The sequence below is a fragment of the Streptomyces rubrogriseus genome, from assembly GCF_027947575.1.
GTDB classification, from domain to species: Bacteria; Actinomycetota; Actinomycetes; order Streptomycetales; family Streptomycetaceae; genus Streptomyces; species Streptomyces rubrogriseus.
On record NZ_CP116256.1, the window covers coordinates 7,222,904 to 7,243,413 of the forward strand.

The following is a 20,510-nucleotide window of genomic DNA, read 5'->3' on the forward strand; positions in this document are numbered from 1 at the left end:
TGGGGTCCGGTGCCGTCCGTCGTGCGGTGGGGTCAGCCGTGCTTGGCCCGGCTGGCGGCCCGGGCACGCTCGCGGGCGTCCAGGTTCACCTTGCGGATCCGGACGGCCTCCGGGGTCACCTCGACGCACTCGTCGTCGCGGCAGAACTCCAGGGACTGCTCCAGGGAGAGCTTGCGCGGCGGGACGATCGCCTCGAAGGAGTCGGCCGAGGACGACCGCATGTTGGTGAGCTTCTTCTCCTTGGTGATGTTCACGTCCATGTCGTCGGCGCGGGAGTTCTCGCCGACGATCATGCCCTCGTACACCTCGGTGCCGGGGTCCGTGAAGAGCACACCGCGCTCCTGGAGGTTGGTCATCGCGAACGCGGTGACGGCACCCGAGCGGTCGGCGACCAGCGAGCCGTTGTTACGGGTCGTGAGGGTGCCGAACCAGGGCTCGTGGCCCTCGTGGATGGAGTGCGCGATGCCGGTGCCCCGGGTCTGGGTGAGGAACTCCGTCCGGAATCCGATCAGGCCGCGGGAGGGGACCACGAACTCCATGCGGACCCAGCCCGAGCCGTGGTTGGACATGTTGTCCATCCGGCCCTTGCGCACGCCCATCAGCTGCGTGACCGCGCCCATGTGCTCCTCGGGCACGTCGATCGTCATCCGCTCGACGGGCTCGTACGTCTTCCCCTCGACCTCCTTGGTGACGACCTGCGGCTTGCCGATGGTCAGCTCGAAGCCCTCGCGGCGCATCTGCTCGACCAGGATGGCCAGCGCCAGCTCGCCGCGGCCCTGCACCTCCCAGGCGTCCGGGCGCTCGGTGTCCAGGACGCGGAGCGAGACGTTGCCGATCAGCTCGCGGTCCAGGCGGTCCTTGACCTGGCGGGCGGTGACCTTGCGGTCCTTGACGACCGCCTTGTTGTCGGCGCCCTTGCCGGTGGCGCCGCGGCCGACCAGCGGGGAGGTGTTGGTGCCGATGGTCATGGAGATCGCGGGCTCGTCCACCGTGATCAGCGGCAGCGGGACCGGGTTCTCCACGTCGGCCAGGGTCTCGCCGATCATGATGTCCGGGATGCCGGCGACCGCGCAGATGTCACCGGGGCCTGCCTTCTCGGCGGGCTTGCGGGTGAGCGCCTCGGTCATCATCAGCTCGGAGATCCGCACGTTCTGCACGGAGCCGTCGCGCTTCATCCAGGCGACGGTCTGGCCCTTCTTCAGCTCGCCCTGGTGGACGCGCAGCAGCGCGATGCGGCCGAGGAAGTTGTCGGCGTCCAGGTTGGTGACGTGGGCCTGGAGCGGGGCGTCCTCGTCGTAGGTCGGCGCCGGGATGTGGTCCAGGATCGTCGAGAAGAACGGCTCCAGGCTGGTGGAGTCGGCGGGGACCGTGCCGTCCTCGGGCTTGGTGAGGGAGGCGACGCCGTCCCGGCCGCAGGCGTAGACGATCGGGAACTCGATCTGCTCCTCGTCGGCGTCCAGGTCGAGGAAGAGGTCGTAGGTCTCGTTGACGACCTCGTCGATGCGGGCGTCCGGCCGGTCCGTCTTGTTGATGCACAGGATGATCGGCAGCCGCTGGCTGAGGGCCTTGCGCAGCACGAACCGGGTCTGCGGCAGCGGGCCCTCGGAGGCGTCCACGAGCAGCACGACACCGTCGACCATCGACAGACCGCGCTCGACCTCGCCGCCGAAGTCGGCGTGGCCGGGGGTGTCGATGATGTTGATGGTGATGACGTCGCCGCCAGCCTTCGGGTGGTACTTCACCGCCGTGTTCTTGGCGAGGATCGTGATGCCCTTCTCACGCTCCAGGTCGTTCGAGTCCATCATGCGGTCGTCGACGCCTTCGAGCTGGTGCGCGGCGAAGGCGCCGGCCTGCTTCAGCATTCCGTCGACGATGGTGGTCTTGCCGTGGTCGACGTGGGCGACGATGGCGACGTTGCGGATGTCGTGACGCGTTGTAGACGCGGCCATAAGTGGCTTACTCCCGGAGGGTGTGAGGACGGCCGTCGCGGACGTCCGTGTCACGCGGGCCTGCCGGGCGGTACATGCCACGGCCTCACCCAATGGTACGGGGCCCCGGGGGCTGCGGCTTGCCGGGAGGGTTCAGGACGAGGGGGAGGGCGAGGAGGAGGCCGAGGACGGGGCGGTGGGCCGGGAGCCCTGGGCGCCCTTCTTGAGGAAGCCCATGTCCTCGTAGACCGGTGTCCCGAAACCGAAGGCACCGGCGTTGGCGAGGTTCTTGCGGGCCGCCGTCAGCTGGGGGCGCTGGTAGAGGGGGACGGAGCCGGCCGCCGCCCAGATCCGCGAGTCGGCCTTGCGCAGCAGGTCCCGGGCCTCCTTCTGGTCCAGGGTGGCCAGGGCCCGGTCGAAGAGCTGGTCGACCTGGTCGGTGCCGACCCGGGTGTAGTTCTGGGCGACGTTCAGGGAACCGTCGGCGGCCGGGACGGGCTTGGCGTAGATGGGGCGGGCGTCGGTGGCGGGGAACGCGGAGGCGGGCCAGGAGTAGAGCGCCAGGTCGTACTCGCCGGCCGCGATGTGGTCCTTGAAGTAGCTCTCGTCCGGCACCTTGGTGATCCTGGTGCCGATACCGATCTCCTTCAGCATGTCCGTGATGCGGTCGGCCACGGTGCGCAGGGTCTCGGAGCCGGGACCGGAGGGGAGCACGAAGCGGAGGGTGAGCGCCTTGCCGTCCTTGGCGAGCGGGGCCGCCGCCGCGCCGGCCGGGGCCGCGGTTCCCTTGGGGGCGTAGGCGCCGGGTGCGCCGCCCTGCGCGGTGTTCTTGCCGCTGCTGTGCTTCTCGCCGCTCTCCCGGTCGGCGCCGTCGTCGTTCTTGCCGTCCTTGTTCTTGTCGTCCTTGTTCTTGTCGTCCTTGTTCTTGTCGTCCTCGCCGACGATGTACGTGCCGTCGTCGCCGCCCTCGGACTTCTCCTCGTCCTTCTTGTCCTCGTCCTTGTTCTCGTCCTTCTTGTCCTCGTCCTTGTTCTCGTCCTTCTCGGCGCCGGCCGCCTCCTCGCCGTCCTTCTTCTTCACCGGGCCGCCGGGGACCCATCCGGCGTCCGCGAGCAGGGCCCGGGCCTCCTTGGCGTTCTGCTCGCCGAGGGCGCCGCTGCCGTCCGCGTAGGCGGGCTGACCGGAGAGCGCGAGGTGGCTGCCCACGGGCTCGGCGGGCAGGCCGAGCGGCTTGAGCACCGCCTCGGCCAGCTTCTCGCGGTCCAGGGCGCGGGCCACGGCCCTGCGGACGCGTTCGTCGGCGAGGGGGCCTTCGGCGCCGTTGAGGGCGAGCTGGGTGTAGGCGGGTTCCAGGGACTTGCGGAGCTCGAAGCCGCTCAGGGCCTGCTGCCTGCGCCGGGCCTTCGCCTCGGCCTCGCGGCGCTCCTCGCGGGCGAGGACCTCCTCCTCGGCGGCCTCCTCGTCGGAGCCGTTGGCGATGGCCCAGGAGCGCAGCGCCTGTGCGGCGGACCTGCCCTGCGGGCCCGCGGCCGGGGTGCCCCCCGGTCCCATGAGCGGGGTGCCGGTGGCGGGGTTCCGGGGGCCGGCGGCCAGGGTGATCTCGTCGGCGGTCTCCGGGTCGATCTCGGCGAGGTCGAGCTTGCCGGCGACCAGTTCGGAGACCCGCTCGTCGCGGGGGACGGCGCGCAGCACGATCTCGTCCAGCTTCGCCGGCTCGCCCCACCAGCGGGGATTGCCGGTGAGGACCACCTGGTCGCCCTTGGTGTCGACCTTCTTGACGGCGAAGGGCCCGGCGCTGACCTTGAGGGCCCGCCGCGCGCCGTCGTTGAAGGCGTCCGGGGTGCCCGTGACGTCCTTCGGGTACAGGGGCGTGAACAGGGCCTTCCAGTCGGCGTAGGGCCGGCTGAAGGTGACCTTGACCTCCAGGTCGTTCGCACCGCGCTCGACCTTCTCGATGCGGTCGTACCCGGCGTTGCGGGCGGTCCAGTAGGCGCTGTCCTTGCCGGACAGGGCGCGCCACTGGGCGGCGAAGTCCGGGGCGCCGATCTCCCGGCCGTCGCTCCAGACGGCCTGCTGGTTCAGCTTGTAGACGACGACCTGCTTGGGCTCGGTGTCGACGACCTCGGCCGACTCCAGGTAGTCGGGGTTGCGCACCGGGCTGCCGGTCTCGTCCATCCGGTACATCGAGGGCAGCACGGCCTGCGCGACGCGGGTCGTCGTGGCGTCGGCGTCCGACTGGAAGGCGTTCAGCGTGTCCGGTACGGAGTCCACGGCCCAGCGCAGGGTGCCGCCGTCGGATACGGAGGCGCGGGCCGCGGCGGCGACGTCCTGTCCGGCGAGCGGCTTGCCCGCCGGGTCCTCGGAGGTGCAGCCGGCCAGCGCGGGGACCGCGAGGACGCCCGCGGTGAGGAAGGCGACCGAACGCATGACCGCGCGCGGTCCGACGCCGACGTGGGACATCTCTGCTACCTCCGGAAGGCCGCGTTCGCTACGTTGTGCCGCATTTGCCGTATGTGCGGTATTCAAGTTGATCATTTGTATCCGGACGGGGATGCGGCCACTGAAGGGGAAACGGTTCCGCCACGCTCGGAGACACGGCGACGACGGTGCGTAAGGTCACCCGTGCGGCGCAATGCCGCCCGCGGTGCACCGACGCGCCCCGGCCAATCGCTGCACATCCCTTCCCAGCGACTGGTGTGACGCGCGACACTCTCAGGCGCATGAACGTAGCCCCCCAAGGCCGGCGGCCCACTGCCGTGTCCGACGGAAGCGAGGTCACGTCTTGTCCGTGCACGACGATCTGTCATCGGTGCAGCGCAGCCTGGACGAACTGTCCCGGACGGTGACCCGCCTGGAACAGCAGCTGGGCAGCGGCGACCTGGAAGTCCGCCGGGTCCGCACCGACGCCGACCACCTGCGCGAGAGCGTCGCGCTGCTGCGGGCGGCGGCCGCCGCGCCGGAGGCGCCCAGGCGTCCGGACCTCGTCCCGATCCCCGACACGCCGTACGACGGCTCCCTGTGGACGGACTCGGACGACGAGGGTCTCGGCGCCCGCGACCGGCGCGCCCCCTAGGGCCTGTTCCGGGGACTCGAGAAAGGTCCGCAACCCGACCCGACCGACCGGAGCCGCCCAGTGGCCACTGGTACCGAACCGCCAGCCACCGAAGACCGCCCCCCGGGCGGTGGCGTCCACACCCCGACGCGCGCCGCCATCCGCGCCCCGCACCTGCGCACCGACCGCTGGTGGCTGGCACCGGCCGCCACCGCCGCGGGACTGCTGGCCTTCGTCGTCTACTCGACCTGGCGGGCCTTCGCGAACGCCGACTACTACGCGGCCCCGTACGTCTCGCCCTTCTACTCCCCCTGTCTGGCGGAGAACTGCGAGCCGATGCGCTCGGGGCCCAACTGGGAACTCTTCGGCACCTGGTGGGGCATCTCCCCCGCGATCATCATCCTGATCTTCCCGCTCGGCTTCCGCCTGACCTGCTACTACTACCGCAAGGCCTACTACCGGGGCTTCTGGGCCTCCCCGCCGGCCTGCGCGGTGGCCGAGCCGCACCGGAAGTACACCGGCGAGACCCGCTTCCCGCTGATCCTGCAGAACGTCCACCGGTACTTCTTCTACGCGGCGCTCCTGGTCGCGGGCATCCTGAGCTACGACACCGTGCTCGCCTTCCGCGACGAGCACTACGCCTGGGGCCACATGGGGCTCGGCACCCTGGTCTTCCTCGCCAACATCGCGCTGATCTGGGCGTACACCCTGTCCTGTCACTCCTGCCGGCACATCGTCGGGGGCAAGCTCAAGCACTTCTCGCGGCATCCCGTGCGCTACCGGATGTGGCAGCTGGTCGGCCGGCTCAACGCCCGGCACATGCAGCTGGCCTGGGCGTCGCTGGTGAGCGTGGCGCTCGCCGACTTCTACGTGTACCTGGTCGCGTCCGGTGTCTTCGACGATCCGCGCTTCTTCTGATGAGTGAGGCTTTCTGATGTCCGTGGTCGACCGGCAGGAATGGGACGTCGTCGTGGTGGGCGCGGGCGGTGCCGGGCTGCGCGCCGCCATCGAGGCCCGCGAGCGGGGCGCCCGTACGGCCGTGATCTGCAAGTCGCTGTTCGGCAAGGCGCACACCGTGATGGCCGAGGGCGGCATCGCCGCCTCCATGGGCAACGTCAACTCCGGGGACAACTGGCAGGTCCACTTCCGCGACACCATGCGCGGCGGCAAGTTCCTCAACCAGTGGCGGATGGCCGAGCTGCACGCCCAGGAGGCCCCGCAGCGGGTGTGGGAGCTGGAGACCTGGGGCGCGCTGTTCGACCGGACGAAGGACGGCCGGATCTCGCAGCGCAACTTCGGCGGCCACGAGTACCCGCGCCTCGCCCACGTCGGCGACCGCACGGGCCTGGAGCTGATCCGCACCCTCCAGCAGAAGATCCTCTCGCTCCAGCAGGAGGACTTCCGCGAGACCGGGGACCACGAGTCCCGGCTGAAGGTCTTCCAGGAGTGCACGGTCACCCGCGTGCTCCAGGAGGACCGGAAGGTCTCCGGGGTCTTCGGCTACGAGCGCGAGAGCGGCCGCTTCTTCGTCCTCCAGGCGCCCTCGGTGGTGATCGCGACGGGCGGCATCGGCAAGTCGTTCAAGGTGACGTCGAACTCGTGGGAGTACACCGGCGACGGCCACGCCCTGGCGCTGCTGGCCGGGGCGCCGCTGCTCAACATGGAGTTCGTGCAGTTCCACCCGACGGGCATGGTCTGGCCGCCCTCGGTGAAGGGCATCCTGGTCACCGAGTCGGTGCGCGGCGACGGCGGGGTGCTGCGGAACTCCGAGGGCCGGCGGTTCATGTTCGACTACGTCCCGGACGTCTTCAAGGAGAAGTACGCCGAGTCGGAGGCGGAGGGCGACCGCTGGTACGACGACCCGGACCACAACCGGCGCCCGCCCGAACTCCTCCCCCGCGACGAGGTCGCCCGCGCGATCAACGCCGAGGTGAAGGAGGGCCGGGGCTCACCGCACGGCGGCGTCTTCCTCGACGTGTCGACCCGGATGCCCGCCGAGGTGATCAGGCGCCGGCTGCCCTCGATGTACCACCAGTTCAAGGAGCTGGCGGACGTGGACATCACGGCGGAGGCGATGGAGGTCGGGCCGACCTGCCACTACGTGATGGGCGGCATCGCCGTGGACTCCGACACCGCCGCCGCCCGCGGGGTGCCGGGACTGTTCGCGGCCGGTGAGGTGGCGGGCGGCATGCACGGCTCCAACCGGCTGGGCGGCAACTCGCTGTCCGACCTGCTGGTGTTCGGGCGCCGGGCGGGCCGGTACGCGGCCGAGTACGCGGCGGGGCGGACGGAGGAGGGCACCCGCGCCCGGGTCGACGACGCCCAGGTCGACGCGGCCGCCGCGGAGGCCCTGCGGCCCTTCTCCGCCGAGGCGCAGGAGCCCGGCGCGGGGCCGCCGGAGAACCCGTACACCCTCCATCAGGAACTCCAGCAGACCATGAACGACCTGGTGGGGATCATCCGCCGGGAGGCGGAGATGAAACAGGCCCTGGAGAAGCTGGCGGAGCTGCGGGTGCGCGCCCGCCGGGCCGGGGTGGAGGGGCACCGGCAGTTCAACCCGGGCTGGCACCTCGCCCTGGATCTGCGCAACATGCTGCTGGTCAGCGAGTGCGTGGCGCGGGCCGCGCTGGAGCGCACCGAGTCGCGCGGCGGGCACACCCGCGAGGACCATCCGTCGATGGACCGGCGCTGGCGCCCGGCCAACCTGCTCTGCTCGCTGGCCGACCCGGCGGGCGGGGCGGCGGGCGATCCCGCGGCGACGGACCCGGAGCGCGGCCGGATCGCCCTGGAGCGGCAGACCACCGAGCCCATCCGGCCCGACCTGCTCGCCCTCTTCGACAAGGAGGAACTGGTGAAGTACCTCGCCGACGAGGAACTGGAGGGCCGGTCCGAATGAGCGGTTACGAGGCCCGCTTCAAGGTGTGGCGCGGTGACGTGGAGGGCGGTGGCCTCGAGGACTTCACGGTCGAGGTGAACGACGGCGAGGTGGTCCTCGACATCATCCACCGCCTCCAGGCCACCCAGGCCCCCGACCTCGCGGTGCGCTGGAACTGCAAGGCGGGCAAGTGCGGTTCGTGCTCGGCCGAGATCAACGGGCGGCCGCGGCTGCTGTGCATGACCCGCATGTCCGTGTTCAGCCGCGAGGAGACGATCACCGTCACGCCGCTGCGCGCCTTCCCGGTGATCCGGGACCTGGTGACGGACGTCGGCTTCAACTACACCAAGGCCCGCGAGGTCCCGGCCTTCGTGCCGCCCGCCGACCTCGGTCCCGGCGAGTACCGGATGATGCAGGAGGACGTGGACCGCTCGCAGGAGTTCCGCAAGTGCATCGAGTGCTTCCTGTGCCAGGACACCTGCCACGTCGTGCGGGACCACGAGGAGAACAAGCCCGCCTTCGCGGGCCCGCGCTTCCTCATGCGCGTCGCCGAACTGGACATGCACCCGCTGGACGCCGCCGGTGACACCGGCCTGGACCGCTCCCGCACGGCCCAGGACGAGCACGGCCTCGGCTACTGCAACATCACCAAGTGCTGCACGGAGGTGTGCCCGGAGGGCATCAGGATCACGGACAACGCGCTGATCCCACTGAAGGAACGGGCCGTCGACCGCAAGTACGACCCGCTGGTCTGGCTGGGTTCGAAGATCGGCCGCCGGTCCCGGGACACGACCTAGCGCACCCAGCCGTCCCGGTACGACGCCCAGTCCTGCTCCGTCGCGGCGAAGTCGATGTACGCGGCGACGCCGAACCTCTCCCGGTCGGCGTCCGTGCGGGTCAGGCCGAGGCGGACGCCCCGGACGGCGGCGGCAACGGTCTCCGCGTGGTTCCAGTGCCCGAAGCGGTTCTCGTGGTAGAAGGGCAGGCCCATCAGGAGGTGGGTCGTCGGCGGGGTGACCTCCAGGGCCAGCGAGGTCTGCTGGGCGACGTAGCCGCCGTACAGGCTCTCCAGGGGCTGCATCGTGTCGTACGACATGACGGCGATCTGGTCGACGCGGCGGGCGACCCGGCCGAAGAACTCCTGCGACCACCACTTGGGGTGTCCGGCGACCGTGCCCCAGAAGGAGTGGAAGCCGGGCAGCGGGTCGATCTGGTGCGCGGCGACGGAGAGCTGCGCGTCGCGGGCGCGGGTGACGGCGCGGACGTCGTCCAGGAGCGAGAGGTAGTCGCCGTCGCCCGAGTGCAGCGGTTCCAGGTCGAGGTGGACCCCGTCGTAGCCCACGTCCAGGACCTGGCGGGCCGAGTCGACGACGGCGGCGCGGGTGGCGGGCTCCTCCAGGCGCATGCCGTCGGGGCTCTCGGTGGCGAGGACGTCGCCGAGGAAGGCCTGGACGCGCACGCCGGGCAGCTCGCGGTGCACGGCGTCCACCAGCCAGCGGGCCCTGGGGTAGCGGGACTTCGGCAGCGTGCCGTCGTGTTCCATCGGGCCGGTGTGGACGTACAGGTCGCGGATGCCGGTGGTTTTCAGGTCCCGGGCCAGCGTGGTGAGGTCCGCGTCCTTCTTGCGGCCGTCGACCCACGCGTGGCCGAGCCAGATCGCGTCGCGGTTCCTGGTGTAGGTGCCGTCGGCGGGGTCGCCCGTGTAGTTGATGCGGAGGGCGGTCTCGGCGGTGAGGAGGGGGACGAGCAGGACCAGGAGGACGGCGAGGGTGATGCGGCGGGTACGGCGGAGCCGCTTCCTCTTCTTCCCGGGTGCGGGTGGCCCCGGTGGCCCGGCCTCGCCGTCGGCGTCCTTCGGTTCGGCGTCTTTGGGTTCGGCGTCTTTCGGTTCGGCGTCTTTCGGTTCGGTGTCTTTCGGTTCGGTGTTTCTCGGTTCCGTGGCCGCCACGGTGTCCCCTCCCTGTGGTCCGTCCCCGGTCGCGGTGACCGGTCGCCGCGCTTACGCTCCGAGCGTGGTGCCAGCGGGGACGACTCGAACCGGTGTTCCGGTTGCGGTCAGGGGTGCGTGGCGGTGATCTCCGTCGATCTGGTGCCGCCCCTGGTCACGGCCGGGGCGGCCCTGCTGCTGGCCGGGTACGGGCATGTGCGCCGCACCCGGCGGATCCGGACGCGTACGACGCCGGGCCGGGTCAGAACAGGCTCAGCAAGGCCTCCGCGGGGTCCGTGAGCTGGGTGTCGGCGCCCGGCAGGGGCAGTTCGAACCAGACCGTCTTGCCGCGCGGCGTACGGCGTGAGCCCCAGGCCGCGCTGAGCAGGCCGACCAGTTGCAGGCCGCGGCCGCCCTCGTCGGTGTCCCGGGCGCGACGCCGGCGCGGCTGGACCAGGCCGGAGTCCCACACCTCGCACACCAGGGTGCGGTCGAGCAGGAGGCGGAGCCTGATCTCGCCCTCGCCGTACCTGAGCGCGTTGGTGACCAGCTCGCTGACGAGCAGCTCCGTGGTGTCGACCAGCGGCTCCATGTCCCAGGCGAGGAGCTGGGCGCGGGCGTACTCGCGGGCCCGGCCGACGCTGCGCGGCTCGCGCGGCAGGGTCCAGTCGCCGACGCTGTCGCTGGGCAGGCCCTGGACGCGGGCCATCAGCAGGGCGATGTCGTCCTCGCCGTGGTGGCTGTCGAGGGTGTTGAGGACCTGGTCGCAGACGTCCTCCAGGGGCTGGGTGGGGTCGGTGAGGGCGCCCACGAAGGCCTGGAGGCCCTCGTCGAGGGGGTGGTCGCGGCTCTCGACCAGGCCGTCGGTGTAGAGGGCGAGCAGGGCGCCCTCGGGCAGTTCGACCTCCACCTCCTCGAAGGGCTCCCCGCCGACGCCGAGCGGCAGACCGGGCGGCACGTCCAGCATCAGCGCGGACTCGCCGGGCTCGACCAGGACGGGCGGCAGGTGGCCCGCGTTGGCGAAGGTGCAGCGCCTGGTCACCGAGTCGTAGACGGCGTACACGCAGGTCGCCAGGTAGACCTCGGACAGGTCGGCCTCGCGGGGGCGGCGGGCGGCCCGGGTGGCCTGCTGGACGCCCCCGGGGGCGCCGAGGCCGCGCGCGATCTCGTCCAGCTGGGAGAGCACCTCGGCCGGTTCGATGTCGAGCTGGGCCAGGGTGCGTACGGCGGTGCGCAGTTCGCCCATCGCGACGGCGGCGCGCAGACCGCGGCCCATGACGTCGCCGACGACCAGCGCGGTGCGGTGCCCGGGGAGTTCGATCACGTCGAACCAGTCGCCGCCGACCTCGCTGGCCCGGCCGGTGGCCGCCTCGCCGGGCAGGTAGCGGCAGGCGATGTCGAGTCCGGAGGCCTCCGGGTCGCCGGGCGGGAGCAGGGAGCGTTGCAGTATCAGCGCGCGTTCGTGCTCGCGCCGGTAGAGCCGGGCGTTGTCGATGCAGACGGCGGCGCGCGCGGCCAGTTCCACGGCGAGGTCGCGGTCGCGGTCGCCGAACGGCTCGCTGCCCTTGGTACGGGCGAACTGGACGAGTCCGACGACCGTGTCGTGGGCGACCATCGGCACGGCGAGCGTGGACTGCACGAGGCCCCCGTCCTCGGCGGGGACGCTGCGCGGCCGGGCGGTGCGCAGGGCGTCGGCGCAGGGCGAGTTGAACGGGTAGTGGTGGACGGCGCCGAGCTTGACCCGCTCGCCGGTGCCCAGGAACGGGGCGTCGGAGACGGCGCTGGAGAAGGCGACGCGGCGCAGTTCCGCGCTGCCGTCGGCGAGTCCCGGCGGGGTCTCGTCGCCGACCAGCAGGCCCTGGTAGAGGTCGACGGTGGCCAGGTCGCAGAAGCCGGGGACGACGACGTCGAGGAGTTCGCGGGCGGTGGTCTCCAGGTCGAGGGAGTTGCCGATGCGGGCGCCGGCCTCGTTGAGGAGGGCGAGGTTGCGCCGGGCGTTGGCGGCCTCGCGGGCGGCCTGGCGGCGGGCGGTGATGTCGGTGCCGAGCCAGGCGACGCCGATCGGCCGGCCGGTACCGCTGTGCACGCGGTAGAGGTTGACCGACCAGTGGCGGCGCTCCTCCGAGCCCGGCACGAATCCCGTGACGTGCATGTCCGTGATGGAGTCGCCGGTCTCCAGGACCCGGCGCAGGGTCGCGGAGACCCGGTCGGCCTCGGCGCGCGGCAGGTAGTCGTGGACGGCCTTGCCCCGGTGGTCGTCGGGGGTGCCGCCGAAGATGGAGGCGAACCGCTGGTTGGCGCGGCGCACCGTCAGGTCGGGGTCGATGAGCAGGAACCCGAACGGAGACTGGCCGAATATGGCCTGCGACGCGGCGAGATCCGTCTCGATGCTGCGCAGGACGCGCACGTCGACGACGATGCAGACGGCGGCCTTCTCCCCGTCCTCCGTGCGCGTCGGCATGACGTACACCTCGGCGAGTCCGCGCTGTCCGCGCCGGCCGCCGGTGGACCGGCCGCCCGCGTGCCGTGCCGTCCCCCCGGTCTCGTCCGGTGCCCGGAAGGGGACCACTCCGGTCCATTCCCGGCCGTCGAGGATCTCGGTCATCTTGCGCTGGCCGCGCTCCCGCAGGTCGGGGTCGATGAAGGCCTCGATGGGGTCGGTGCCCACGGCGTCCTCGGCCCGGATGCCGAGCAGTTGCTCCGCACGCAGGCTCCACTGGTCGACGAGTCCGTCGGGGCCGATGGAGAAGGAGGCGACCTTGATGTAGTCGTAGATGGAGCCGGGCGGGCTGCTCTGCCACACCGCGTCACCGAGTGGCGCGTCTGCCGACGGGCCCTCGGACTCCGTGGACTCCGTGGGCTCCTTGGCCCTCGCTGGTATCTCGCTCACGCGAACCGTCCCCTCCAGCTCACCGCATCCGGCACCGGTCACCGGAGGCGGCTGCCCGCAGTATCCAGCACTACGGCGCCGCACGACACGGTGTTCACGATCACAGCACGGTCCCGATGGTTTTCGGTCCGGACCGCGACAACACTTCCAGTCTTCTAACCAGCGGACACGGCATCGAATCACGCAGTTCCACAACTGCCACTGGCCTGAACCGGTTGGCGACCCGGACCAGGGACGATACAGGGACATTTCGATCGTCGACCGACGGGCCGGCGACAGTGCGTCACGGGGCCGTCGCGCTAGCGCGGCAGGGCGAGTTCGAACCACACGGTCTTGCCCGCCTCCCCGGGACGGGTGCCCCAGCGCCGCGCGGCGGAGGCCACCAACTGCAGACCCCGGCCGTCCTCGTCGTCGGGGCGGGCGACGCGCTCGCGGGGCGGGTCCGGCAGCGGGTCGGAGACCTCCACCAGCAGGACCCCGTCGGCCCCGGGGGCTCCGGCGGCTCCGGCGGCTCCCGTGGCTCCGGCGGCTCCGGCGACCCCGGGGGCTCCGGCGGTCGGAGCGGGGCCGCGCACCAGGCGGACGCCGATGGGGCCGGTGGCGTGCCGCAGGGCGTTGGTGACCAGCTCGCTGACCAGCAGGGCGGCGATGTCCCCGACGCTGTCGAGCCGCCACTCGTCCAGGGTGCGGCGGACCAGGGAGCGGGCGGTGCGCACGGCGTCCGGCGCCGCGGGAAAGACCCACTCGGCACAGTCGCCCTCGCCGTCACTCACGCCGATCACTTCCCCGGCCGACGACCCCATCGATGCCCGTTTTCATGGGGTTAATGGGCACATACCCTTTATCCGGGCCCGGTACCGCTCCTCCCGGTGCCCGCCTCGAGTCCCAGGTGTGCGAGCACCCGCTCGACGGCCGGTACGTCCTGGTCGAGCCAGGGCACGTCCCAGATCTGGCCTGGGGTCAGCCAGCGCAGCTCGTCGTGGTCCTCCAGGGGCGCGGGGGCGGCGGAGCCGGGGCGCAGACGGGCGGTCCACACCTGGAGGACGAAGGGGGCCCGCAGGGGCCACTGCCCCGGGACCCGCCCACCGGCCTCGGCCGCCACCCCGAGTTCCTCGCGCAGTTCGCGTACGAGCGCCGCCTCGGGCGTCTCGCCCGGCTCGACCTTGCCGCCGGGCAGCTCCCACCGTCCGGCCAGTTCGGCGGGTGCGCTGCGGCGCGCGGCGAGCAGGCGCCCGCCGTCGAGCAGGGCGGCGCCCACCACGATCCGTTCCGTCATGCGCCGGAGCCTACGGCCTGCCCGGCCGGGCCGGTCCGCGGTGGGTCAGTCCGCCGCGCCCGCGCCGGGAGCGGCGAGTTTCTCGACCCAGTAGAGCTGCTTGTGGCCGCGACCGTCGAGGGTGTCCGCGATGTCCTGGGCCTCCGCCCGGGTGGCGTACCTGCCCACGCGATAGCGATTGCCGTTGTCGTCCTGCCGGAAGACCAGCCAGGGAAGAGTGACCGTGCTGTCCGTCATTGCGCCCCTCCACTTCCCGTTCCCGCCGCTCGCGGCACCCGCCGCGCCCCGCCCGCCAAGGAAACCGCAATCCGCATATGCCCGAGCCTACGCCCAACCTTCACGGAGCGAACACGGCTTTGCACAAAGAGGTACGCAACCAGCCAGAACGCAGGGGGCGCACGGTGCGGAACGCGCCGTCTCCGCACACCGATGCCTCCGGTCACAGGCGTGCCGGGCACGGGGAGACGACCTGGGGGAACGACCGGATTCCGGCGCCGGGCGGACGGCGCCGCGGGCCCCGGAGGATGCGTGAGCGGGGGAACGGGGCACGGGAGGCGCACGACTGGCGTGCGCCATCTCACACCGTCGTCCCACCCCGTCCTCTCACACCGCCGTCCCGCACCGCCGCCCCGCCCCGCGCCGGGTCCCCCGAACACTCCCTGCCGCGGCCCTGCTTGAGGGGGTGCCCGACGGGCTACCTGACGGGCAGGTGGTACGCCACCCGGTAGCGGTCGGCCGGGACGACCACGTCGGCGGTCTCCACGGCACGCCCCGAGGCGTAGAACGTGCGCTGGACGACCAGCACCACGTGTCCCGGGACGCCGCCCAGGGCGAGCAACTCCTCGGCGAGGCCGGGGCGGGCGCCGACCTCCTCGGTGACGTTGTCGACGACGACGTCGATGGCGGCCATCCGCTCCACGACACCCATGCCGCCGAGCGGCCCCTCCTCGGGCAGCATCACCGGGGTGCGGCCGGTCAGGTCCAGCGGCTCCCAGGAGGTGGAGAGCATCACGGCCTCACCGGCCTCCCGGAAGACGTACCGCGTGCACATCACCCGGTCACCGGGCTTGATCCCGAGCCGCTCGGCCACGGCACCGCTCGCCTCGGCCTGCTCGCTGCGCGACTCCCAGGTGCCGCGCGCGTCCCCGTCGGCCTGCTCCTGGCGGAAGGGCGTGGCCCCGCCGGCCGGCCGGTATCCGGAGCGGGCGACGCGCCGCGGGACGGGCCGCTCGCGCACGTAGGTGCCGGAGCCGGAGCGGCCCTCGACCAGGCCCTCGGCCATCAGCACCTTGCGGGCCTCCAGCGCGACGGTGTCCGAGACGCCGTACTCCTCGCGGATCCGCGCCTGGGACGGGAGGCGGGTATGGGGCGGCAGCAGGCCGTCGGCGATCTTCTTGCGGAGATCACCCGCGACACGCAGATACGCCGGCTGCTCACCGAATGTCACTGGCCGCTCCCATCAGGTTGTACAGACAGCAACAGCGTGGCAACCGTAGGTTGGCCCAGGCAAGCAAAGGCCAAAGAATCACTCGATGTGATGACTTGTGCCGCGCGAGGGCTTTACGCAGGCACTTTCTCCCCGCTATGGCCGTCCTCACACCTCCACGCCGGGGTCGTCTCCCCCGCCGTCGCCGCCCTCGTAGTCCGGCGGCGTGGTGGCCAGGCCCAGAGCCTTGCGGGCGGTGACCGTGCTGTCGGCGACGACGAGGTCGTAGCCCTTGCCGTAGTGCTCGTAGTACGCGTCGAGGTCGGCGGCCTTCGCCGCCAGGGCCCACTCCTCCTGCGCCGACCGCAGGTCGTCGGTCAGCGCGGCGACCGGGCGCTCGGCGCCGGCGGGCCACGCGTGCCCCTCCAGCATCGCGACCTCGCCCCTGAGCGCCTCCGAGACCTGCCCGGCCCAGATCCGGTAGCCCGCGAGGTCGTCCTCGACCGCCTCCGCCGCGGGCACCTCGTCCATGGCCCGGTTCAGGTAGCCCTCCGCGAGCAGGTAGGTGTGCTGGTCCGCGTCGAGCCGCGCGCCGTCGTTGCGCAGCGAACCGGTCAGCGTGCCCCGCTCGTCCGTGTTGCCGAACAGGCAGGTGATCTCGCGGTCGCCGGTCCGCCAGCTCGCGGCGGTCGGGGTCAGGTAGTACACGTCGACGTCGGTCGGCAGCGCCCAGCGGTCCATCGCGTAGGCGTCCTGGAGGGCGTAGCACCGGTCGTCGGCGGCCCGCGTGATCTCCCCGTCGCCCGGGTAGGAACCGTCCGGCAGGTCGAAGGAGGCGAAGACCTCGCCGTCGTGCTCCCGCGCGCAGGGCACCTCGTCGACGTCGTACGTCACCCCTTGGAGGGAGCCGCTGGGGGTGGTGAAGCACTGGCCCTTCTCCAGGGAGTAGGCGGTGCCCTCGCCGCGCGCGGCGTCCCGGAGGCTGTCCCAGAAGTCGCCCGCGGCGCCCGTCGACAGCGTCAGCGTCCACAGGGCCAGCCCCACGGAGGACAGCACGCAGCCGGCCACCGCGAACCCCTTGCCGCGTTCGCCCCGCTTCCGGATCCGGGCCAGCGCGATCAGGCCGAGCACCAGCCCGACCGCGGGCACGAAGCACAGCACACCGAGCACGAACGCGGCGATGGCGAGCCCGTTCACGGGAGCCTGCCGGGGGTACGGCGCGAGCGGGTGACCCCACTGCGGAGCGTACGGGCCCTGGGGGTACTGCCCTTGGGGCCCCGGCGGTGGCGGTATCGACACGAGTACCGTGCTCCTGTTCGAGAGGGTGGTGCGGCGACGGGTGCGGCCTCGCGCATCGTAAGCGCGGTCCGCGCGGGGGGCGGTGCGCGGGTCGCGGGCGCGCCGGGCGTCACTGCTTCCACAGCCGTCTGAGCGCCGCGTTGACCAGGCAGACCCCGGCGAAGGCGGCCGCCCACCACGGTCGCCCGGAGGCGGCCAGGGCGGCCGCACCGGCACCGAACCACAGCACCTCCAGGACGAACTGCCCGGCCCCGCGCGCCGGACGGCGGGCGCGCGGCGATCCGAACAGCGCCCACGCCGCCGTCATCACGACCGGCGCGCCCACCCCCAGGGCCACCTCGACCGGCCACGTGTCGCCGACGGCGACCCCCCAGAGCACGACCGCCGTGTACACCGCGAGTTCCAGCAGGAACATCACCAGCAGGTTGACGGCCTTCAGGGACGAGAGCATGGCGGACTCCTGGTTCGGGCCGGGCACGGGCACGGTCGGGTGCGGTCGGGCGCGGGAACCAAGGTGCCAGCAACGAACCCTCCGGCGCCCCTCAGTCGTCGAACGCCGTGGCCCTGGTCTGCTTCTCCCAGGTCTCGACCTCCTCGCGGACCCGGTCGAGGTGGCCGAGGACCGCGGTGACGCCGTCGTCGCCCAGCGGCAGGCGCAGCGGGGTGTGCTCGGCCGCGAGGGCCGCGCGGATGACCGCGGCCGCCCTGGCGGGGTCGCCGGGCTGGCTGCCGTCGCCCGCGGCGATCATCCCGCGGGTCTCGCCGACCTTGGCGTACACGCCGCTGTCCGCGCTGATCCCGGCGTTCCCGGCCTCGAACAGGCCGGTGCGGAAGGAGCCCGGCTCGACGATCAGCACCTTGATGCCGAAGTCCCGGACCTCGTCCGCGAGCCCCTCGGACATGCCCTCCAGGGCGAACTTCGTGCCGCTGTACGCGGAGAAGCCCGCGAAGGACATCTGCCCGCCCATGCTGCTCATCTGCACGATCGCGCCCGAACGCCGCTCCCGCATGGACGGCAGCACCGCGCGCGTCAGCGCGGCCGGGCCGAAGACGTGCACGTCGAACAGCGCGCGCAGTTCGTCCTCACCGGTCTCCTCGAGGGCACCGACGTGGGTGCGGCCCGCGTTGTTGACCAGTACGTCCACCCTGCCGTGCCGCGCCACCACGTCCCGTACGGCGTCCCCGGCGGCGGCCGTGTCAGCGACGTCCAGGCGCAGCGCCTCCATCTGGTCCGGGTGCGCGGCCACGAGGTCGTCCAGCGCCTCGGGGCGCCGAGCCGCGCCGACCACGACGTCGCCGTCGGCCAGGGCCGCCTCGGCGATCGCCCGCCCGAAGCCGCTGCTCGCCCCGGTGATCAGCCACACCTTGTTCATCCCGACTCCCTCGGTTTCCTCTGTCGCCTTGTTCCGACGTCAACCACCCTCGCCCACAAGCCGGTTGCCGGTCCAAGACCCGCGGTGATAACCAATGGGCATGACGACGGACGTACATGTGCGGGAGCTGCGCTACTTCGCGACGGTGGCCGAGGAGCTGCACTTCACGCGGGCGGCCGAACTCCTGTACGTGTCACAGCCCGCGCTGAGCAAGCAGATCCGGGCCCTGGAACGGCAGCTGGGCGCCGAGCTGTTCCACCGCGGCCCCCGGGGCGTGACGCTCACCGAGGCGGGCACGGCCCTGCTGCCGCACGCCCGGCGGGTGCTGGCCGACTGGACCGAGGGCGCGGCGGCGGTGGAGGCGTCCCGTGCGGCCCGGCGCGGCACCCTGGTCGTCGGCATGAGCACCAGCCCCGGCCGCGGCGGTCTGCTCCCGGCCATCCGCTCCCGCTTCACCGCGGCCCACCCGGAGGCGGTGCTGCGGCTGCGGCAGATGAGCTGGCAGGACCCGACCGCGGGCCTGGCCGACGGCACGGCCGACGTCGCGTACGTCTGGCTGCCGCTGCCCGACGCCGACCGCTACGCCTGGACGGTGGTCGCCGAGGAGCCCCGCCTGGTCGCCCTCCCCGACAGCCACCCCCTCGCCGCCCGCGAGGAGATCGACTTCGCCGACCTGGCCGGCGAGCCGTTCCTCGCCCTGCCCCCGGAGGCGGGCGTCCTGCGCGACTTCTGGCTGGCGCTGGACGAACGGCGCGCACTCGACGGCCCCGCCGCCCGCCCGCCGCGCGTCGGCGCCGAGATCTCCGGCACGGAGGAGACGTACGAGGCCCTGGTCGCCGGGCTCGGCATCTGCCTGGTGGCCACGGGCAACGCCCCGCTGATCACCCTGGGCGGGGTCGTCACCCGCCCGGTCCGCGGCCTGTCCCCCAGCCGCTACGCCCTGGCCCGGCGGCGCGAGGACGAGGGGCGGGCACTGGTGCGCGGGTACGTGGAGGCCTGCCGCCGGGTGACGGACCGGGCGTGACGCACCCTCAGGGCTGTCGCGGACCGTCCGCCGTCCGGGCCGGGCTTCCTGTCCGGCATCCGCGCCCCTGCGGGCCACGTCGAACGGCCCTCAGCCGCTGTGCACATGGGCCCGCACGCCCTGCAGCCCGAACAGGACGAGGAGTTCGACCGCGCCGCCGTCGGCGCTGCCCAGCCAGTGCGGCAGGGCCGTGTCGAACTCGGCCGCCTCACCGGGCGACAGCGTCAGGGCGCGCTCGCCGACCAGCAACCGCAGACGGCCGCTGAGCACGTACAGCCACTCCGACCCCTCGTGGGTCTGCGGGGTCGGTTCGAGCGGCGCCGGGCGGCTCGGGATGATCATCTTGAAGGCCTGGGTGCCGCCCGGTCGCCGGGACAGCGGCACGAAGACCATCCCGAAGCGCCTGACCGGCTTCAGGTGGATGCGGGGGTCGCCCGTGCGCGGGGCGCCGACGAGGTCGTCCAGGGGGACGTCGTAGATCCGGGCGAGCGGGAGCAGCAGCTCCAGGGTCGCGCGGCGCTGTCCGCTCTCCAGCCGGGACAGGGTGCTCTCCGACACTCCGGTCGCCGCCGAGAGGTGGGCGAGGGTGATGCCGCGCTCGCGGCGCAGCGTGCGCAGGCGTGGGCCCACGGCGTCGAGCACGTCGTCCGTTCCGGCGTCCATCGGGCCACCTTGCCACAACCGCAAGTTTTCGTGCCGGTTCGGGCGGAGGGTGTCGAGACTGGCCGCATCGACGGCTCGCGGCGCGTCGACCGCGACTCGCGTTGTCCGCCGCCGTCGGCCGAACCGACTGAAGGAGTTCCGATGAGCGCCACCGACGCGGTCACGTTCTGGGACGGCGTGTACGCCGCCCGCCCGGCGCCCGACGCGCCCCGCCCGAACGTCCGCCTGGTCGAGACGGTCACCGGCCTGCCGCCCGGCGACGCCCTGGACCTGGGATGCGGCAGCGGCGGCGACGCGCTGTGGCTCGCCCGGCGGGGCTGGCGGGTCACGGCCCTGGACATCTCCGGGGTCGCGGCCGAGCGGCTCGCGGGGCACGCCCGGGCCCACGGCCTCGGCGACCTGGTCGACGCCGTGCGGCACGACCTGCGCGCGTCCTTCCCCGGGGGCCGGTTCGACCTGGTCAGCGCGCACTACCTCCACACGCCCTTCGACCTGGACCGCGCGTCGGTCCTGCGCGCGGCCGCGCACGCGCTGCGTCCGGGCGGGCGGCTGCTGGTCGTCGACCACGGCTCGACGGCGCCGTGGTCGTGGGACCAGGACCCCGAGGCGCGCCACCCGGCCCCGGAGGAGATCGCGGCGGACCTCGCCCTGGACCCGGCGACGTGGCGGGTAGAACGGGCCGAGGCCCCGCGCCGCACCGCGACCGGCCCGGGCGGGCGCACCGCCGAGGTCGTCGACCACGTCCTGCTCGTCCGCCGCGCGGACTGACGGGCCCCG

18 protein-coding genes are annotated in these 20,510 nt (G+C 72.7%); 6 read left to right on the plus strand and 12 right to left on the minus strand.

Annotation, left to right across the window (positions count from 1 at the left end; translation table 11 throughout):
* Nucleotides 1–32 precede the first annotated feature (32 nt).
* Together typA and Sru02f_RS32370 are read right to left on the minus strand one after the other, a co-directional pair.
* Nucleotides 33–1,949, minus strand: a complete 1,917-nt coding sequence (typA, locus tag Sru02f_RS32365; protein WP_109033258.1) for a translational GTPase TypA — start codon at nt 1,947–1,949, stop codon at nt 33–35.
* A 132-nt stretch (nt 1,950–2,081) separates the two neighbouring features.
* Nucleotides 2,082–4,388, minus strand: coding sequence for an ABC transporter family substrate-binding protein (locus Sru02f_RS32370; protein ID WP_109033257.1), 2,307 nt, complete (start codon nt 4,386–4,388; stop codon nt 2,082–2,084).
* Between the two features lie 322 nt (nt 4,389–4,710).
* On the opposite strand from Sru02f_RS32370, the gene Sru02f_RS32375 reads away from it, so the two are divergent.
* The 4 genes from Sru02f_RS32375 to Sru02f_RS32390 are packed head-to-tail and all read left to right on the plus strand — an operon-like array spanning nt 4,711 to nt 8,652.
* Nucleotides 4,711–5,001 (plus strand): hypothetical protein, encoded by a 291-nt coding sequence (locus tag Sru02f_RS32375; RefSeq protein ID WP_162833293.1) that lies wholly within the window; start codon nt 4,711–4,713, stop codon nt 4,999–5,001.
* Between the two features lie 60 nt (nt 5,002–5,061).
* Entirely contained in the window at nt 5,062–5,898 is an 837-nt protein-coding gene (locus tag Sru02f_RS32380) for a hypothetical protein (protein WP_109033254.1), read from the plus strand.
* Between the two features lie 16 nt (nt 5,899–5,914).
* Nucleotides 5,915–7,876, plus strand: coding sequence for a fumarate reductase/succinate dehydrogenase flavoprotein subunit (locus Sru02f_RS32385; RefSeq protein ID WP_109033253.1), 1,962 nt, complete (start codon nt 5,915–5,917; stop codon nt 7,874–7,876).
* Nucleotides 7,873–8,652, plus strand: a complete 780-nt coding sequence (locus tag Sru02f_RS32390) for a succinate dehydrogenase/fumarate reductase iron-sulfur subunit (RefSeq protein WP_109033252.1) — start codon at nt 7,873–7,875, stop codon at nt 8,650–8,652. The genes Sru02f_RS32385 and Sru02f_RS32390 overlap by 4 nt, the downstream gene beginning before the upstream one ends.
* Here the strand turns inward: Sru02f_RS32390 and Sru02f_RS32395 are convergent.
* From Sru02f_RS32395 to Sru02f_RS32435, 9 genes are all read right to left on the minus strand, one after another.
* A complete protein-coding gene (locus Sru02f_RS32395; RefSeq protein ID WP_109033251.1) occupies nt 8,649–9,803 on the minus strand; it encodes a glycoside hydrolase family 18 protein in 1,155 nt (384 codons plus the stop codon). The genes Sru02f_RS32390 and Sru02f_RS32395 overlap by 4 nt on opposite strands.
* 241 nt (nt 9,804–10,044) lie before the next feature.
* Nucleotides 10,045–12,672 (minus strand): SpoIIE family protein phosphatase, encoded by a 2,628-nt coding sequence (locus Sru02f_RS32400; protein ID WP_109033250.1) that lies wholly within the window; start codon nt 12,670–12,672, stop codon nt 10,045–10,047.
* Between the two features lie 299 nt (nt 12,673–12,971).
* Nucleotides 12,972–13,475: an ATP-binding protein gene (locus Sru02f_RS32405; RefSeq protein ID WP_109033249.1), complete on the minus strand. Its 504-nt coding sequence runs from the start codon at nt 13,473–13,475 to the stop codon at nt 12,972–12,974.
* Between the two features lie 38 nt (nt 13,476–13,513).
* Entirely contained in the window at nt 13,514–13,948 is a 435-nt protein-coding gene (locus tag Sru02f_RS32410) for a (deoxy)nucleoside triphosphate pyrophosphohydrolase (RefSeq protein ID WP_109033248.1), read from the minus strand.
* Nucleotides 13,949–13,993: 45 nt separating this feature from the next.
* Nucleotides 13,994–14,185 (minus strand): hypothetical protein, encoded by a 192-nt coding sequence (locus Sru02f_RS32415; protein WP_109033247.1) that lies wholly within the window; start codon nt 14,183–14,185, stop codon nt 13,994–13,996.
* Nucleotides 14,186–14,642: 457 nt separating this feature from the next.
* On the minus strand, nt 14,643–15,395 hold the full coding sequence (locus tag Sru02f_RS32420; protein ID WP_003973878.1) for a GntR family transcriptional regulator: 753 nt from the start codon (nt 15,393–15,395) through the stop codon (nt 14,643–14,645).
* A gap of 147 nt (nt 15,396–15,542) precedes the next feature.
* Nucleotides 15,543–16,673 (minus strand): DUF4190 domain-containing protein, encoded by a 1,131-nt coding sequence (locus Sru02f_RS32425; RefSeq protein ID WP_109033246.1) that lies wholly within the window; start codon nt 16,671–16,673, stop codon nt 15,543–15,545.
* Between the two features lie 109 nt (nt 16,674–16,782).
* Nucleotides 16,783–17,124, minus strand: coding sequence for a YrdB family protein (locus Sru02f_RS32430; RefSeq protein ID WP_109033245.1), 342 nt, complete (start codon nt 17,122–17,124; stop codon nt 16,783–16,785).
* 91 nt (nt 17,125–17,215) lie between these two features.
* The gene (locus Sru02f_RS32435) at nt 17,216–18,046 is read right to left on the minus strand and encodes an oxidoreductase (RefSeq protein ID WP_011030055.1); all 831 of its coding nucleotides are present in this window, start codon (nt 18,044–18,046) and stop codon (nt 17,216–17,218) included.
* A gap of 94 nt (nt 18,047–18,140) precedes the next feature.
* Between Sru02f_RS32435 and Sru02f_RS32440 the strand changes: the two genes are divergently transcribed.
* Nucleotides 18,141–19,070 (plus strand): LysR family transcriptional regulator, encoded by a 930-nt coding sequence (locus Sru02f_RS32440; protein WP_109033244.1) that lies wholly within the window; start codon nt 18,141–18,143, stop codon nt 19,068–19,070.
* Nucleotides 19,071–19,160: 90 nt separating this feature from the next.
* Here the strand turns inward: Sru02f_RS32440 and Sru02f_RS32445 are convergent, their stop codons facing one another.
* Entirely contained in the window at nt 19,161–19,733 is a 573-nt protein-coding gene (locus Sru02f_RS32445) for a helix-turn-helix domain-containing protein (protein ID WP_109033243.1), read from the minus strand.
* Between the two features lie 141 nt (nt 19,734–19,874).
* On the opposite strand from Sru02f_RS32445, the gene Sru02f_RS32450 reads away from it, so the two are divergent.
* Nucleotides 19,875–20,501 carry a class I SAM-dependent methyltransferase gene (locus Sru02f_RS32450; RefSeq protein WP_109033242.1) on the plus strand — a complete coding sequence of 209 codons (627 nt, stop codon included), beginning with the start codon at nt 19,875–19,877 and terminating at the stop codon, nt 20,499–20,501.
* Nucleotides 20,502–20,510: the final 9 nt, after the last annotated feature.